This window comes from Candidatus Symbiobacter mobilis CR (assembly GCF_000477435.1).
Lineage (GTDB): Bacteria > Pseudomonadota > Gammaproteobacteria > Burkholderiales > Burkholderiaceae_C > Rhodoferax > Rhodoferax mobilis.
Map to the genome: position 1 here is coordinate 307,114 of NC_022576.1, position 16,420 is coordinate 323,533.

The 16,420-nt window shown below is 61.4% G+C and carries 14 protein-coding genes and 1 tRNA gene; 11 read left to right on the forward strand and 4 right to left on the reverse strand.

Annotation, left to right across the window (positions count from 1 at the left end):
* Window positions 1–13: 13 nt before the first annotated feature.
* The 3 genes from coaBC (at window position 14) to CENROD_RS01170 (ending at window position 3,669) form a co-directional block, all read left to right on the forward strand.
* Window positions 14–1,273: a bifunctional phosphopantothenoylcysteine decarboxylase/phosphopantothenate--cysteine ligase CoaBC gene (coaBC, locus tag CENROD_RS01160; protein WP_041193169.1), complete on the forward strand. Its 1,260-nt coding sequence runs from the start codon at window positions 14–16 to the stop codon at window positions 1,271–1,273.
* Between the two features lie 210 nt (window positions 1,274–1,483).
* Window positions 1,484–3,145: a putative transporter gene (locus CENROD_RS01165; RefSeq protein ID WP_022771226.1), complete on the forward strand. Its 1,662-nt coding sequence runs from the start codon at window positions 1,484–1,486 to the stop codon at window positions 3,143–3,145.
* 89 nt (window positions 3,146–3,234) lie between these two features.
* A complete protein-coding gene (locus CENROD_RS01170; protein WP_238551835.1) occupies window positions 3,235–3,669 on the forward strand; it encodes a DUF192 domain-containing protein in 435 nt (144 codons plus the stop codon).
* A 22-nt stretch (window positions 3,670–3,691) separates the two neighbouring features.
* Here CENROD_RS01170 and CENROD_RS01175 read toward each other — a convergent pair whose 3' ends face one another.
* Window positions 3,692–4,237 carry a methylated-DNA--[protein]-cysteine S-methyltransferase gene (locus tag CENROD_RS01175; RefSeq protein WP_022771228.1) on the reverse strand — a complete coding sequence of 182 codons (546 nt, stop codon included), beginning with the start codon at window positions 4,235–4,237 and terminating at the stop codon, window positions 3,692–3,694.
* A 94-nt stretch (window positions 4,238–4,331) separates the two neighbouring features.
* On the opposite strand from CENROD_RS01175, the gene CENROD_RS01180 reads away from it, so the two are divergent.
* Genes CENROD_RS01180 through CENROD_RS01195 form a run of 4 tightly spaced genes read left to right on the forward strand, consistent with a single transcriptional unit; the run spans window position 4,332 to window position 9,515 of the window.
* A complete protein-coding gene (locus CENROD_RS01180; RefSeq protein WP_022771229.1) occupies window positions 4,332–5,720 on the forward strand; it encodes a phosphomannomutase/phosphoglucomutase in 1,389 nt (462 codons plus the stop codon).
* 27 nt (window positions 5,721–5,747) lie between these two features.
* Window positions 5,748–6,791: a lipopolysaccharide heptosyltransferase I gene (gene waaC / locus CENROD_RS01185; RefSeq protein WP_238551836.1), complete on the forward strand. Its 1,044-nt coding sequence runs from the start codon at window positions 5,748–5,750 to the stop codon at window positions 6,789–6,791.
* 13 nt (window positions 6,792–6,804) lie between these two features.
* Entirely contained in the window at window positions 6,805–8,142 is a 1,338-nt protein-coding gene (locus CENROD_RS01190; RefSeq protein WP_081699778.1) for a 3-deoxy-D-manno-octulosonic acid transferase, read from the forward strand.
* Between the two features lie 5 nt (window positions 8,143–8,147).
* On the forward strand, window positions 8,148–9,515 hold the full coding sequence (locus CENROD_RS01195) for a THUMP domain-containing class I SAM-dependent RNA methyltransferase (RefSeq protein ID WP_022771232.1): 1,368 nt from the start codon (window positions 8,148–8,150) through the stop codon (window positions 9,513–9,515).
* A gap of 171 nt (window positions 9,516–9,686) precedes the next feature.
* Here the strand turns inward: CENROD_RS01195 and CENROD_RS01200 are convergent, their stop codons facing one another.
* Window positions 9,687–11,381 carry a hypothetical protein gene (locus CENROD_RS01200; RefSeq protein WP_041193171.1) on the reverse strand — a complete coding sequence of 565 codons (1,695 nt, stop codon included), beginning with the start codon at window positions 11,379–11,381 and terminating at the stop codon, window positions 9,687–9,689.
* A 69-nt stretch (window positions 11,382–11,450) separates the two neighbouring features.
* Between CENROD_RS01200 and pdxA the strand changes: the two genes are divergently transcribed.
* The 4 genes from pdxA to CENROD_RS01220 all read left to right on the forward strand — a co-directional run bounded on the left by pdxA (window position 11,451) and on the right by CENROD_RS01220 (window position 14,145).
* A complete protein-coding gene (pdxA, locus tag CENROD_RS01205; protein WP_022771234.1) occupies window positions 11,451–12,542 on the forward strand; it encodes a 4-hydroxythreonine-4-phosphate dehydrogenase PdxA in 1,092 nt (363 codons plus the stop codon).
* Between the two features lie 331 nt (window positions 12,543–12,873).
* Window positions 12,874–13,485: a glutathione S-transferase N-terminal domain-containing protein gene (locus tag CENROD_RS01210; protein WP_022771235.1), complete on the forward strand. Its 612-nt coding sequence runs from the start codon at window positions 12,874–12,876 to the stop codon at window positions 13,483–13,485.
* Between the two features lie 37 nt (window positions 13,486–13,522).
* Window positions 13,523–14,035: a ClpXP protease specificity-enhancing factor gene (locus tag CENROD_RS01215; RefSeq protein WP_238551799.1), complete on the forward strand. Its 513-nt coding sequence runs from the start codon at window positions 13,523–13,525 to the stop codon at window positions 14,033–14,035.
* Between the two features lie 34 nt (window positions 14,036–14,069).
* Window positions 14,070–14,145 (forward strand) — tRNA-Thr (locus CENROD_RS01220).
* Window positions 14,146–14,179: 34 nt separating this feature from the next.
* On the opposite strand, the gene glmM is transcribed toward CENROD_RS01220, so the two are convergent.
* Together glmM and folP are read right to left on the reverse strand one after the other, a co-directional pair.
* Window positions 14,180–15,514, reverse strand: a complete 1,335-nt coding sequence (gene glmM, locus CENROD_RS01225) for a phosphoglucosamine mutase (RefSeq protein ID WP_022771237.1) — start codon at window positions 15,512–15,514, stop codon at window positions 14,180–14,182.
* A gap of 7 nt (window positions 15,515–15,521) precedes the next feature.
* The gene (gene folP / locus CENROD_RS01230; protein WP_022771238.1) at window positions 15,522–16,409 is read right to left on the reverse strand and encodes a dihydropteroate synthase; all 888 of its coding nucleotides are present in this window, start codon (window positions 16,407–16,409) and stop codon (window positions 15,522–15,524) included.
* Between the last annotated feature and the right edge of the window lie 11 nt (window positions 16,410–16,420).

Here is a 16,420-nt window from a genome sequence, read left to right on the forward strand (position 1 = left end):
TACATTGGATTGCATGGGTATGTTGGTCAACAAAAACATCTTGCTGGGGTTGACGGGCAGCATTGCCTGCTACAAGGCGGCCGAGATATGCCGCCTGCTGAGGCAAGCTGGTGCGCAGGTCCAAGTCGTGATGACTACCTCTGCCACCCGATTTCTTGCGCCGATGACGATGGAAGCGCTCAGTGGCAGGGTAGTTGTGCTATCGCCATGGGAGCATCCAGCACCGGGAGTCGCGCATGTCGATCTGGCCCGTTGGGCCGATGGTTGTTTGGTGGCCCCGTGTAGCGCCAATTTTCTTGCGAGGATTGCTTCGGGCCTGGCGGACGATGCTCTAGCCTTGGCTTGCCTTGCGCGCAAGATTCCCCAAACCCCCTTGTGGTTGGCTCCCGCGATGAATTGCGCGATGTGGGCACACCCCGCGACCCAGCGGAATCTGCGGCAAGTCGCTGCCGATGGGGCTGTGGTGCTGGGCGTCGGCACAGGGCCTATGGCGTGCAACGAGGAAGGGGAGGGCCGGATGCTCGAACCGGCGCAGATCGTCGAAGCTCTTCAGGCTTCTTTCCAGCCCAAACTCCTTGCGGGGCAACGGGTGGTGATCAGCGCAGGCCCGACTTTCGAGGCGATGGACCCCGTGCGGGGGCTGACCAATCGGTCCAGCGGCAAGATGGGCTTTGCGTTGGCGCGGGCATGTCACGAGGCAGGGGCGGACGTGATCCTCGTATCCGGCCCTGTGGCATTGGAGACCCCTGACGGAGTGCGTCGTATCGACGTTGTTTCGGCTTTGGACATGCACAGTGCGGTAGTGGCGGCAGTCCAAGATGCCACCGTGTTCATTGCCACCGCTGCAGTGGCAGACTGGCGTTGCGCGGAAATCAGCGATCGCAAGCTCAAGAAGGGTGGTTCCGATACTGTGACCCACTCCACAGCCCATTCCACAACCTACGGCGCGCCTTCCTTGCACCTCGTGGAAAACCCCGACATCCTTGCGAGCATTGCGCACTCTTCCCGTGCGCAGGAAGGGAAGTTGTTTTGCGTGGGTTTTGCTGCGGAAACGGAGAACCTGTGTGCCAATGCCCAAGCCAAGCGTGTGCGCAAAGGGGTACCGATGCTTGTTGCCAACTTGGCCCAGGATGCGATCGGAACCGATGCCTGCTCCCTGACCATCGTTGATGCCGATGGGCTGCAAGCGCTGCCACGCGCAGACAAACCGGACTTGGCGCGGGAACTGGTTGCGCAGATTGCTCGCAGATTGCAGTCCGGTGCAGGAGGGTAGCGTGCCAAGAACAGTGCTCTATCCAAAGTAGAATTTTCTGCTTTTGTGTGGTGTCGGCATCCATCGAATTTGTCGAAGTACATTCGTCGAATTCGGTGGATACCCATCGCACAGCAGTGGCCATGCGGCTCGGCTTGCAACCATGCCAACGACGCAGCAGTTTGTTCGGTAGTTTTGTCGGTTGCACACTCACCCATCAGGGATGCTTTTATGAGCGAAATAGCGATTACGACGAGTTTGTTGGCACTGGTGGCAGTGCTGGGGCTGTGGCTCGGCGGCCTCCAGTACAGGGGGGTTGGTCTGGGGATCGGCGGCGTCCTGTTCGGTGGTTTGTTCGTCGGCCACTTCGTGCAGGTGTATGGCATCCATCTGGATTTGCATACCTTGCATTTCGTCCGCGAATTCGGGTTGATTCTGTTCGTCTACACGATTGGGATTCAGGTCGGGCCTGGCTTTTTCGCTTCCCTGCGTAGTAGCGGGTTGCGCCTCAATGGGTACGCCGCGATGCTCGTCACCTTGGGCGTGATGGTCGCTGCGAGTATTCACCTCGTGCTCGATGTGCCCCTGCATGAAGTGCTCGGGGTGTTCTCCGGCGCGGTGACGAACACCCCTTCGCTTGGTGCGGGCCAGCAGATCCTTGCTGAACTGGGCACGCCTGCTGAAAGCATTGCAAGCATGGGCATGGCGTATGCCATGGCTTATCCCTTCGGCATCTGTGGGATCTTGCTGACGATGTGGTTGATTCGGTTGTTTCTCCGTATCGATATCCATGCGGAAGCAGCGGACTTTGACAAACAGGCTGGTCTGGGCAAGAACAAGCTCGGGACGATGAATGTCGCGCTGCGCAATGCCAACCTGCATGGATTGGCTTTGCGCGACGTTCCCGTGCTCGCAGATGGCAAGGTGGTTTGTTCGCGGATGAAGCGCGATGGCGTGCTGTCAGTGCCCAGGCCCCAAACGACTATGGAGGTGGATGACATCCTTCACCTCGTCGGGGAGCGCGACGATCTGCGCGTCGTGCAGTTGGTCATCGGGGAGGAAGTGGAAGAGTCCCTGTCTACCCATGGAACCGATATGCGCGTCGAGCGCGTGGTGGTGACGAGTACCAAAGTCATCGGCAAAAAGATTTCGGAACTGGCTTTGCCCCAAACCTACGATGTGGTGATTTCTCGCCTGAACCGTGCCGGCGTCGAACTCATCCCTGACCATCGCACCACCTTGCAGTTTGGCGATATCCTGAACCTCGTCGGGATGCAGGATGCCATCGAAGAGGTATCCGGCCTCGTTGGCAACGCGCACCAGAAGTTGCAGCATGTACACATGTTGCCTGTATTCATCGGGATTGGCTTGGGGGTGTTGTTGGGTTCCATTCCTGTCTACTTGCCTGGATTCCCGGCGCCAGTCAAGTTGGGGCTTGCAGGGGGGCCGCTGATCGTCGCCTTGATCCTTTCCAGAATCGGTAGCGTCGGGTCGTTGTACTGGTTCATGCCGCCCAGTGCCAACTTGGCATTGCGGGAGATGGGCATCGTGCTGTTCCTTGCCGTAGTCGGGCTGCTATCCGGTGGCAAATTCCTTGATACCCTGTTGCATGGATCGGGTACAGATTGGCTGATGTACGGTGTACTGGTCACGTTGGTCCCTCTCTTGATCGTCGGGTTCATTGCGCGGATCGTCGACAAGATCAATTACCTGACCTTGTGCGGGTTGTTGGCAGGTTCGATGACCGATCCCCCGGCGCTGGCTTTTGCGAATGCCATGCATCCCACCAGCGGTGCAGCCGCTCTTGCTTACGCGACGGTGTATCCCTTGGTGATGTTCATGCGGATTGCTGCTCCGCAGATCGTCGCGCTCCTGTTGTGGACGGCTGCATAGCGTTGCCCTGCCGCTCCCTCCAGCAAAAACCACCGTTCCGGTGGTTTTTGCTTTGGTGGGTACTGGTGGCATGGGTAGGGTTCTCGGGGATTCCACTTGCCCATGCCCAGGAGGGGACAGTGCATGGGGAACTGCCCCTGCCCGGCCCACAACTTGATCTGTCCAGGCATGTTCTGGTCGTGGGAATGCATCGCATTGATGCCCAGGTTGCCGCTGACCCTGTGCAGCGTGAGCTGGGGCTGATGTATCGCCGATACATGCCGAAGAACGAAGGCATGCTTTTCGTTTTTGAGCGCCCTACTATCCAGTGTTTCTGGATGCGAAACACTGTCCTGCCGCTGACCGTGGCCTTTGTGGCAGAGGATGGGACGATCGTGCAGTTTGCCGATATGGAGCCGCTCAGTAACCGTTCGCATTGCAGTAGGGTGGCAGTGCGCTATGTGCTGGAAATGCACCAGGGGTGGTTTGCCCAGCGTGGGATACGCGAAGGGATGCGCATCCACGGCGGGCCTTTCGACCCTTGACCGTGCTCAGGGCGCGATGTCGTCAGATGCCCAGCCCGCTCTCCAGGCGCAATAGCGCGGCTTTGCGGTCCGTGCCTGCTGCGTAGCCGGATAGGGCGCCACTGGCATACACCACGCGGTGGCAAGGCTGAAACAGTAGCAAAGGGTTGGCTCGCAACGCTGCCGCCACGGCGCGGGGCGCGCAAGCCTTGCCATCTTTGGCGATGTATTTGCCCAGTGCCCCGTAGGCGATGGTGGTTCCATAGGGAATCGCCCGGGTTTGCTCCCACACGGCATGGCAAAAACTGCTACCCAGCCGATGGCCCAGGGGTACATCGAAGCGCGTTCTCTTCCCGGCAAAGTATTCCGCAAGTTCTTCTACCGCCTGATCCAGGACTGGAGACATGCCAGGTTGCACGTTCCAACTCGCCGTGCATGCAGGGCGCGCATCGACGAACCAAGCGCCAATCAACTCCCCCGCATGGCTTGCCAATGCCAGGCAGCCCAATGGATTGGGAAATGGACTGGGAAGTGGACTGGGGAAAGGACTGGAATACAGCGTTCCTGTGCAGAGTAAGGCTGTGTTCATACCCCAAAACTTACAATGCCCCTCGTTTCGATTGGCTAATTCGGGCTAATTCGCCTGTTTTCTTCCCCATATTTTTTCCCTATATCGGGATCGTATGCAAGTATCTCCATCGATTTTCAAGGCCTACGACATTCGTGGGGTGGTTCCCGATGCCCTCCATCCCGCAGTGGTCGCTGCGCTGGGGCGTGCCTTCGGGACGATAGCGAAGCGCAGGGGGCAGACCACGGTGGCGGTCGGTCGCGATGGAAGGCTGAGCGGCCCAGAATTGGCGGCAGCGTTGATCGAAGGGCTTTGCCAGGCAGGGGTGCAGGTGCTTGATGTAGGGATGGTCACGACCCCGATGCTCTACTTTGCCGCGCATACCCTGTGTGCAAGCGGAATCCAGCTCACCGGTAGCCACAACCCCAAGGACTACAACGGGTTGAAGATGGTGATTGACCGGCGGGCGTTGTATGGCGCGGATATTCAAGCGCTGCGCAGCATGGTGGAAACCGAAACATGGGAAAGCGCCCCCGGGGGTACGGTGCGCCAGGTCGATATTGGGCAGGCGTACCGTGACCGGATCGTTGGCGATATTCGCTTGGCGCGCCCGATGAAAGTGGTCGTCGACTGTGGCAATGGGGTGGCTGGGGTGTGCGCTCCGGAGTTGTTGAGCGCCATCGGCTGCGAGGTCATCCCGCTGTTTTCGGAGGTCGACGGCAACTTCCCCAACCACCATCCCGATCCGAGCAAGCCTGAGAACTTGCGCGATGTCGTCGAGGCGCTTCGCCAAGGGGATGCCGAACTGGGGCTTGCTTTTGACGGCGATGCCGATCGCCTGGGGGTCGTGACGCGCGATGCCGAAACGATCTACCCCGACCGGCAGTTAATGCTCTTTGCCGCTGACGTGCTGGGCCGTGTTCCGGGGGGGACGATCGTCTACGACGTCAAGTGCTCGCAGCGGTTGGCTCCGTTCATCGAAGCGGCTGGCGGGCACCCGGTGATGTGCCCGACCGGGCATTCCCTCGTCAAGGCCCGCATGGTGGAGGTCGATTCCCCGTTGGCGGGGGAAATGAGCGGGCACATCTTCTTTCGGGAACGCTGGTATGGGTTCGACGATGGGGTCTACGCCGCATGCCGTCTGCTCGAAATTCTGAGTCGGCATCCCGACGCAACTGCTACGCTGCATGCCCTGCCCACGAGCTGCTCTACGCCGGAACTGAACGTGCGTTGCGCGGAAGGGGAACCCCATCGGGTCGTCGAGTCCTTGCTCGCGAAGGTGGCTTTTCCCGAACCTGCGCGGGTCGATACCACCGATGGGCTGCGCGTCGACTGGCCCGATGGTTTTGGGTTGATCCGTGCGTCGAACACCACGCCAGTGCTCGTTTTGCGGTTCGAAGGGCATACCCCGGAAGCGTTGCAACGTATCCAATCTGCCATGATGGATTTGCTGCGTTCCGTCAAGCCCGATGCGGCCATCGCTACCGATGGCCCCGCGCATTGAGCTTTCACGCTAGGGTTCCCCTTGCGGGTGCTGATCGTCAAGCTGTCTTCCCTGGGGGACGTCGTACATACGATGCCCGCAGTGCAGGATGTGCTGCGCCATGTCCCGGCAGTGCAGGTGGACTGGGTGGTCGAACAGGCTTTTTCCCCACTGGTGCAACGCTGCAAGGGGGTGTCTCGCGTGATTCCCTTTGGATTGCGGCGCTGGCGGAAAGCGCCGTTGTCCCTCGATACCCTGCGGGCATGGAATGCCTTTCGTGCGGACTTGCGCCGTTCGTCGTATGGCGCGGTCATCGATTTGCAGGGGTTGACCAAATCGGCATGGGTCTCCTGGATGGCCAGGCTGACCGAACAGGGGCAGCGCTTTGCCTTGGGGCATCGCACCGAGGGTTCGAGCTATGAGGCCCCTACCCGTTGGGTGGCCGATGTGGCCGTGTCGATGCCCTTGCATGTCCACGCCGTCGAGCGTGCGCGCAGGGTGTGTGCTGCGGCAATGGGGTATGCGCTGCATGAGGTCATGACCGTCGCACCCGACTACGGCCTGGTTCCCCAGCGTATGGCGTTGCCAGACAAGGCGGGCATAGCGACATCTTCATTGCCGACGGAACCCAAAACGGTATTGCTGATTCACGGTGCATCGCGTGCAGCCAAGCAGTGGCCCCTTGCTCATTGGCACGATTTGGCGCGGCGTTTGGGCAGGGCGGGGTATGCCGTTGCCCTGGTGCATGGTTGCGATGCCGAAGAACGCAGTGCGCATGCCATCGCCGAAGCCGGTGCCCATGTGCGGGTGTGGCCAAGGATGGCGCTTGATGCCCTGGTCGATGCCATGGCCAATTGCGCAGGGGTGATCGGGGGGGATACGGGGTTGAGCCACATTGCCGTCGCCTTGGACTTACCGCACGTGCAGCTCTACAACACCGATACCTTTTGGCGCACAGGCCCCCCAGTCAGGGAGGAGGGGGTCGATGGGCAGGAAGGCTGCGCTGTGCGGCAATGCAGCGTCGTGGGGCAGCCGACGGTGGACGTGGTGTGGGCGGCATGGCAATCCGTATCCGGCATCGTTGCGTCGTGAGCAGGACTTTGTAGTGAGCAGGGACTTGTACACAGTGCTCGTATGGCTTGCGCAGCCATTGGTGCTGTGCAAGCTTTGGTGGCGCGGGTTTCGGGAGCGGGGCTATTGGCATGCCTTGCCCGAGCGTTTTGGTTGGTATGCCACACCTCCTGCATCTGCCGGTACTGCGCAGCCTGCTACGGTGTGGATTCATGCCGTCTCTCTGGGGGAAATGCGTGCAGCCATCGCAGTCATCGCCATCTTGCGCGAGCAATTGCCCACCATGCGCCTGCTGCTAACCCATGGCACCGCAACGGGCCTTCAGGAAGGCGCCAAGTGCTTGCGTCCTGGCGATGCACAAGCCTGGCTGCCCTGGGATACGCCGGGGGCAGTGGCGCGGTTTTTGGACCACCATCGGCCTGCATTGGGCATCTTGATGGAAACCGAGCTGTGGCCCAACCTGGTTTGGGCGTGCAGGCAGCGCAACATTCCGTTGGCGCTGGCCAATGCGCGTTTGAGTGCCCGTTCCCTGCGCAAGGCAGCGCGGCTGGGCAAGGTGTCGCGTGACTGTGTGCAGTCTCTCGCTGCGCTGTGGGTGCAGACGGCGCACGATGCCCGGCGGTTTCGGTGGCTTGGTGCGCGGGTCGATGGGGTATGGGGCAACCTCAAATTCGACCTGGAACCCGATGTTGCGTTGCTGGAACGGGGAAAGCAGTGGAAAAGGCGCTGCGCGAAGCCTGTCATCGTGCTTGCCAGCTCACGGGAAGGGGAGGAACGTGCGCTGCTTACCACGTTGCGTAGCGCACCCCCTCCCATGCAAGCCCGGCTGGCCGATGTGCAATGGTTGATCGTTCCCCGCCACCCGCAGCGATTCCATGCCGTTGCGAGGGAAATCGAATCGGCGGGGTGGCATGTAGAGCGCCGTAGCGCCTGGGGAACGGAAGGCCCCGCCGTTGGGGATCGAGAGGAAAGCATGGCGACCGGGAACAGCGTGTGGCTGGGGGACAGCATCGGCGAAATGCCGCTGTACTACGGTTTGGCCAGCACGGCGTTGCTGGGGGGGAGTTTTCTGCCCTTTGGCGGGCAGAACCTGATCGAGGCCGCAGCGTGCGGGTGTCCGGTGGTGATGGGGCCTTATACCTTTCACTTCGCCCAGCCAGCACGCCAAGCCATTGCCCGCGCAGCCGCCTGGCGTGCCTGCGACCTTGCACACGGTGTGGATATGGCGTGTGCGCTTGCCACGAACCCCGTCTTGCTCGACCACGTTTCGGCATGTTCCCACGCCTTTGCCCGGGAACATCGGGGCGCGACGCTGCGCCTTGCGCAGGCTATTCGGGCTTTGTTGGAACGCAGCGCTGGTGTTATAGGCTAAAGAGCATGGAATTGCATTTGTTTTTGCCCTGCCCGGTAGGGGTGGAAGGGTTGCTTGCGCAGGAAGTGGCCCGCTGTATAGGTCGGGAACTGCCTGCCGAGGCTGCCATTCGTGCGGGGGTGTCGTTGCGCGGGTCGATGCGCGATGTTTTGCGGATCAACCTGCACAGCCGTCTTGCGCAGCGTGTGCTCATCCAGCTTTCTCGCACTCCGTACCGGCGTGAACAGGACATCTACGAAGCGGCGGCAGCCATTGCATGGGAAGACTGGTTCACGCCCGCAGAGCGCTTTCGCGTGGACATCACCGCGCAGCATTGCCCTTTGCGTAGTCTGCACTTCGCAGCATTGCGCGTGAAGGACGCGGTTTGCGATCGGTTTCGGGACAAGGCCGGTGGGGTACGACCAGACGTCGACCCCCATCAGCCCGACGTGCGCATTGCCGTACACCTTGATGCAGACACCTGCTTTCTGTACGTCGATACCTCGGGCGAACCGTTGTTCAAGCGGGGGTGGCGGGTCGAGGTCGGCGATGCGCCGCTGAAGGAAACCCTGGCTGCTGCGATGGTGCTGGCCACTGGCTGGTCTGCGACGGATGCGCGCCCGCTCTATGACCCCTGCTGCGGTAGCGGAACCATTGCGATCGAAGCGGCACAACTGGCCTGCAACATCGCTCCGGGGCTGGCGCGTCGCTTTGCGTTCGAACGGCTACGCCCTGTCGATGTTGCCGCCTGGCAGCGGCTGCGAGAGGAAGCGATGGATGCGCGGACTCTGCCGCGCCCTGGCGACGAACCCAGGGTGTACGGCAGCGATGTATCGCACAGGATGATCGACTTTGCACAGCGCAATGCGCGGCGTGCGGGCGTGGCAGACGCTTTGTCGTTGCGTGGCGGCGATGCGCTCGAACGCATGCCGCCGATGGGGGCGCAGGCCGGCGTCCTGCTGATGAACCCCCCGTATGGAGTGAGGATGGGAGTAGGCGGGCAGGCTGGGGCGCAAGCCGGGATGCAACAACGCGGCGGGCATCGGAAACCCGAGCGGCAGCAAGATCGGCATCGAGATGGGCGGCAACAGCAGCAAGCGCAGCAACAAGAGCGATGGGCACCATCGGCAGAAGACCCACCGACCTTGGCCGCCCACGAATTTTTTGACCGGCTGGCCACGCACTGGAAAAAGCACTACACCGGATGGAGCGCCTGGGTGTTGACATCCGACAAGGCGCTGCACACCATGCTGCGGCTGCGCCCCTCGGCGCGCATCCCGCTCTACAACGGTGCCATCGAATGCCGGTTGCTGCGCTTCGATCTTCACGCTGGTGCGGCGGGTGGGGCCATAGCTGCTACGGGAGCGGGGTACCCCAAGGACAGTTCGCTGTAATTGGGGCATTACCAGAGGGGGATGTATCCCCTCATGCCTGGAGTTGCGTTCCTGTGCAAGTCGCGAAGCGGCTTTTGGAAGCGCCCTTCGCCCAGCGGGAAAGGGATTGGTGGTGAGGGAAAAACTGCCATGACTTTCCTGATGCAAGGTGTCTGCGCCATGTCATGGCCCTTACTTCTGCAGTTTTTGCGGCGATGGGCGTCTGTGAAAGACGTGCAGAATTTCCTTGCGATCAACGGGGTGCCAGACGCTGCCCTGTTGGAACCATGGCGCTCGAAACCCCTGAAGCAGGGCAGGGTTTTCGCCGTTGACCAGCAGCCAATCGCAGGGCGTGCCGGACTGTGTGGGTGCCCACTGGAAGGTGGTGTGCCATTGCAAGGCGGCTGTCTGGCTCGGGCTTAGGCCCAGGGTGGCAACGCAACCCGCGTTGGCCGGGATCAGCCGGGAAAGCTGGCGGGTCAGGGGCACATAGCTGCGGGCATAGTCGAGGAGCGGCATCCACAGTGTCATCAGCAACAGCCAGCACAGGGTGGCTCCTCCCGCAGGCAGGACGACCCGAGTCCATAGGACATTCCGATGGCGGCCTGTGCGCCAACGCACCAGCAAAGCCCAGGTACCCGTGGCAAGCAGGGCGATGGCAAAGGCCCAGAAAGAAAACGTCGGGGTGAACCCCGGAGCCAGGCGGGCGACATTGCGCACGGGTTGGAAAGGATGCCCGGTTTGCAGGGCTATCCACACAATCCAGATCACCAGTGCGCAACCGCTGAAAAACAGCAGGGTGAACCAATCGATCAACGCTGCCAGACTGCGCCCCAGCGTGGGGAGCGCAAACGCAGCCAGCGCGGCCCATGCCGGGAGCGTCAGCAAAAGCACTCGGTCCGCAGAAGGCGTGGTGACGATGGCTGCCACTCCGACCGCGATGAACCATAGGGGCAAGAGCAAATGCGGGCAAGAAAGCGGAGCACGCAGCAGCAACCGCCACCGCCACAGCGACCAGAACGCCAGCGGCCAAGCGGGCCAGGGAAACCAGACGAGCAGATGCATCCGGCGCTTCCAATACGTCGCATCGAAAGGTTGGGGATCCCATCTCCACCCCCAGTCCCCCAGGTTTCCCCATCCCATGGCGGCGGCGCAAGCCAGACATACTAGGAACGCAGCCGCATAGCGCGTGGAAGAGGGTCGGCGCAGCCAGTGAAGGAACACTGCTCCCGCGCCCATCGCAAGCGCAATGCCTGGTGTGCCGGAAAGCCCCATTCCCACGGTTCCCAGCGCGATACCAGCCATGGCGCGCCCAGGGGATGTAGGCAGGGCGGTAACTGCCAAAAAGAGGAGCGATGCGCAGCCCAGTTGCACCAGTGCAGGAGTGGTTTCGTGCGCTAGGTGCGCCAAACCCAGACAGGCAAGCAGCGCCAACAACCCTCCGTCGGCGATGGAGCGGGAATAGTCCCGGGGGTCGGCATCCCCCCCGAAAGCCAAGGCCACGGGCTGTGCCGCAGGGGTTTGCGCGAGCAGGTGGATCGCCCACCACGTGGCCAGGAAAGTCAGGGCCAGCACGAGCATGAAGGGGATGCGCGCTGCCAAGTCTGCCGACATCCACGTTGGTGCGATACGGATGGCCCATGCGCCGATCCAATAGGGAAGCAAGGCTGCATCTTGCACGGGAATGCCGCCCAGCGTGGGGTGGATCCAACCCCCTGTGCCCCGCGCCATGTCGAGCATCACCCCGAATGCCGTGATATCCGCCCGCTTCCAGGGGTGGCGGGCCAGAAAACCAGGGAGGATGTACGCGGTGCAAAACAGCCAAAGCGCCCAGCGGGGAAATCGGCCCACGGTTTCCTGGGTCACGATCGCTGGGGTGGGCTGCATGGGTCGATTGTCCGTGGGAATGTGGGCGCTACTGGCTCCGTAGAATGGCTGATTCCAGGAGAATCGGTCGTGCATGAAGGGGTTATAGGGGCTATAGGGGTTATCGCCATCACCCAGGGGGATCCGGCAGGCATCGGCCCGGAAATCATCGTCCAAGCCTTTCGGGATCATCCCAAGCTGTTGCAGCATTGTTTGGTGGTCGGGGATGTCGTGACGATGCGCAGGGCTACCCGCATCGTCGCGGGAAACGCGATACCCATCCCACTGGCGGTGTTGGAACACCCAGCGCAAGCGATGCATTGCCCCGCCCATTGCATACCGATTTGGCCACCGCAGGGGAGCCTGGCCCAGGCCATGCATGACCCGGCGCCGCTAGGGCAACCGAGCGCGCAGTCAGGGCACTGGGCCGGGGAATGTGTGGTGTGGGCCACCAATGCGGCGCTGCGCGGGGACGTGGCTGCCGTGGTCACTGCCCCGTTGCACAAGGCTGCGATGGCGATGGCTGGCCCCCCCTACAACGCATACCCCGGTCATACCGAGATGCTGCAGGAATTGGCGGCCATCCACTTGCAGCAGTCTGTGGCAGAGATTCCCGTGCGGATGATGCTGGTCAACGACGTATTGCGTGTCGTGCTGCATTCGACGCATTTGTCGCTGCGCGATGCCATTCGCGCAGTCACCCGCGAAAGCGTCGTGCAATCGCTGTTGCTGACCCACCAATGGTTGCCCAGATTGCTGGGCAGGCCGCCACGAATCGCCGTTGCAGGCCTCAACCCCCACGCAGGGGAAGAAGGGCTGTTCGGCAGGGAAGAGATCGACGTACTGGTGCCGGCCATTGAGGATGCAAGGCGTCTGGGGGTCGCTGCGACGGGTCCATATTCTCCCGATACGGTGTTTATGCGTGCCCGTACCTCTGGGGCAGGAGAGTTCGATGTCGTCTTGGCCATGTACCACGACCAGGGGCTGATTCCCCTGAAGTACCTGGGGCTGGAACGGGGGGTCAACATCACCCTGGGTTTGCCGATCGTGCGTACCAGTCCCGATCATGGGACGGCGATGGGGCTGGCCGGTCGGGGGGTGGCCGATGCGACCAGTCTCGTCGAAGCCGTGCGCATCGCCCGGCTGCTGTGCGCGCATCCGCTGCCCGGCGCGGTAGGCTGACTTGCATTGCCCCAGCATCGCCGCGCAGTGCGTTTGCGGCGCCGATGCAAAAAGTTGCCAGCGATAGAATGCGCGGTTTTTTGGAATTGCCGGGGTGATGCGGGGAGCTTTCCACAAGGCCTTTCCACAAGGTTTTTCGTCAAGGCCGTGTACGGTGGTTGCATGGTGACTGCAATGCTGTCGATGGCGCCGCCTCCAGTTTTGATGTTGCGGTCACCCGGCTTTTTCGCATGCGTAGCGATGTCTTCCCGGTAGACCCGGGAAGGGTGGCACGAGTTGTCCACGATCTTCGCAACGCTTCCCACTTTTTTGTGTTTCAGGAGATCCAGCCATGATGGTGCTGTATTCGGGTACCACGTGTCCTTTTTCGCATCGATGCCGTTTCGTATTGTTCGAAAAAGGCATGGATTTCGAGATCCGCGATGTCGATCTGTTCAACAAACCGGACGATATTTCGGTCATGAACCCCTATGGGCAGGTTCCGATCCTGGTCGAGCGGGAATTGATCTTGTACGAATCGAACATCATCAACGAGTACATTGACGAGCGTTTCCCCCACCCGCAATTGATGCCTGGGGACCCGGTGGATCGTGCGCGCGTTCGGCTATTCCTGTTCAATTTTGAAAAGGAATTGTTCGCGCATGTCACCGTGCTGGAAAGCCGGTCGCACAAGATCACGGAAAAGGCTATGGAGAAGTCGCGCACGTACATTCGGGAACGGTTGACGCAGTTGTCTTCCGTCTTTCTCAAAAACAAATTCATGATGGGAGATACCTTTTCCATCCTCGACGTTGCGATTGCCCCCTTGTTGTGGAGGCTGGACTACTACGGTATCGAACTCAGCAAAAATGCTTCGCCGTTATTGAAATACGGTGAACGCATCTTTTCCCGGCAGTCTTTCATCGACGCGCTGACGCCTTCCGAAAAGGTGATGCGCAAGTAGCCCAAGCCAACGCAAGTACGCTCCAGCAAAAGCCCCCTTGCAGCAGGAAGACGCGATGCAACGCACGCCGCCTTTGGCTCCCATCCGTCCTTACCTCGTTCGTGCTTGGTACGAATGGTGTGTGGATCAGGATCTGACCCCCTACCTCACCGTGGCGGTGGACGGCACGGTGCGTGTTCCGCAGGAATACGTCAAGGAAGACAAGATCGTCCTCAACGTTGGGCCTGAGGCCGTGTCCAGCTTGTCCATCGGCAACGATGTGCTGGAATTCAAGGCGCGCTTTGCCGGGGTAGTCCGGCAGGTTTGGGTTCCCATAGGCCGCATTGTGTCGATCCATGCGCGGGAGAATGGGCAGGGTATGCTCTTCGGCCCGCCGGAGGAAGCTCCGCAGGCCAGCGATGCTGCCTATTCGCACTCCACGCATTCCAGCAACCCCCGACAATGGCCCTCAGGTTTGCACAGCATGCCCGGTTTGCTGGAGGAAATGGAAGGAAAGTCCGATCCTCCGCCACCCCCCCGAGGTCGCCCAGCGCTTCGTCGGGTCAAATAAGGCCCCGTGGGGTCCAATACAGCAACTTCCCCATGCCGACTTAGCTCAGTTGGTAGAGCAACCGCCTTGTAAGCGGTAGGTCAACAGTTCGATTCTGTTAGTCGGCACCATAGCGGGGATGGGAATACAGGCCAAAGTACCTGCCTAGTTCTGCTCCAACAGGGCTGCGATATGTTGGGCGTGACGCTCGGCTTCGTGGGCATCCGGGGCTTCGACCATCACCCGCACGACGGGTTCGGTGCCACTGGGGCGGATCAATACCCGGCCTGTCTCGCCTAGCTCGGCGCGCACGGCGTCGATGGCTTCAGTGACGCCGGGAATTGTTTGCCAGGTCTGCCCTGCCGGAATCCGCACGTTGAGCAAGGTTTGGGGGAACAGCGTCAATCCGGCCAAGAGTTCGGAGAGGGAACGCCCGCTGCGAACCATCGCTTGCAGCACTTGCAGGGCGGAAATCAACCCGTCGCCGGTCGAATGTTTGTCGAGCGCAAGCAAATGGCCCGAGCCTTCCCCCCCCAGTTGCCAGCCGCGCTGTTCCAGCTCTTCGAGCACGTAGCGGTCTCCCACCTTGGCCCGCGCGAAGGCGATACCGCGCTGCGACAGCGCGAGTTCCACGGCCATGTTGGTCATCAGGGTGCCGACTACGCCGGGGACGGTTTCGTTGGCACGCAGGCGTTCGTCGACCATCAGATACAGCAGCTCGTCGCCATTGAACAAACGACCATTGCGATCGACCATCTGCACGCGATCCGCATCGCCGTCCAGGGCAATGCCCACATCGGCATGGTGTGTCAGTACGGCTTGCACCAGCGTCTGCGGGTGCGTGGCCCCGCATTCGCGATTGATGTTCCGTCCGTCGGGAGAGCAACCGATGGCGATGACCTCCGCACCCAATTCATGAAAGACCTTGGGAGCCAACTGGTACGCCGCCCCGTTCGCAGCATCGACGACGATGCGCAGGCCGCCCAGCGAAAGATGGGTGGCGAAGGTGCTTTTGCAGAACTCGATGTAGCGGCCCGTGGCGTCGTCCAGCCGACGGGAGCGGCCCAAATCGGAGGAAGACGCCCACTGCGGAGGCTGATCGAGCATGTCTTCCACGTCGCATTCCCAGGCATCGGGCAGTTTGCTGCCTTGGGCGCTGAAAAATTTGATGCCGTTGTCCTCGAAAGGGTTGTGGCTGGCACTGATCACCACGCCGAGTGCAGCCCGTTGGGCGCGGGTAAGGTAGGCCACCCCTGGAGTAGGGAGTGGGCCTAGCAGCACGACATCGACCCCTGCGGAGTTGAACCCGCTTTCGAGCGCGCTTTCCAGCATGTAGCCCGAGATGCGCGTGTCCTTGCCCAGCAGTACGGTGGGCTTGGGAAGGGTACGGCGCAGCACGCGGCCGACGGCATGGGCCAGTAGCAATACGAAATCCGGGGTGATGGGCGGAATGCCGACCGTGCCACGGATGCCGTCGGTGCCAAAAAAACGTCGATTCATCGAAAAACTACCCCCTGTTGAAAACCCCGCCCTGCAAACGCACTTCCATCCACAGCCGCAATGCCTGCACGGTTTCGCGGACGTCATGCACGCGGACGATGCGTGCGCCACGTTCGACGGCCAGCACGGCGGCTGCCAGGCTGGCTGGCAGGCGTTCGTGGACGGACAACGCTGCCCCTGTGCTCAGGTTGGCCAGGGAGGACTTGCGTGACCAGCCGACCAGCAAGGGATACCCGAGGTCGAGCAGATCGCATTGCCGTTGCAGCAGCGAGAAATTTTGGTGCGCAGTTTTGCCAAAGCCAATGCCGGGATCGAGGACGATGCGTTCGCGTGCCACACCCATGACCACCAATTCCGCGCTGACCTGCTGAAGAAAGGTATGTACCGCAGGGACGGCATCCCCATGCATCGGTTCGATCTGCATGGTTTGGGGGTCGCGGTGCATGTGCATCAGGCACACGCCGCAGTGGGGGTGGGCAGCAATGATGGACGAGGGCACAGGGATGTTCGGCGCGCCACCCCACCGCAAGGCCCAGATGTCGTTGACGATGTCCACGCCCGCATCAAGCATGGCCTGCATCACCTGGGGCTTGTACGTATCTATGGCGATGGGAATGCCCCAACGCACCACTTCTTGCACGACAGGGCCAATGCGCAGCAGCTCTTCTTCCACCCCCAACGGGGCTGCGCCGGGGCGCGAAGACTCTCCGCCAATATCGAGGATGTCCGCGCCGTCGAGGATCAGCCGTTCGCAATGGCGCAGGGCATCGCGGGTGGTGAAGTGCGCTCCCCCGTCAAAAAAGGAATCCGGGGTGACGTTGACGATCCCCATCACTTGGGGACGGCCCAAATTGATCTGGTAGCGGCTGGTGCGCCAAAACGCCTGGGTCGGCATGGTGGTCACGC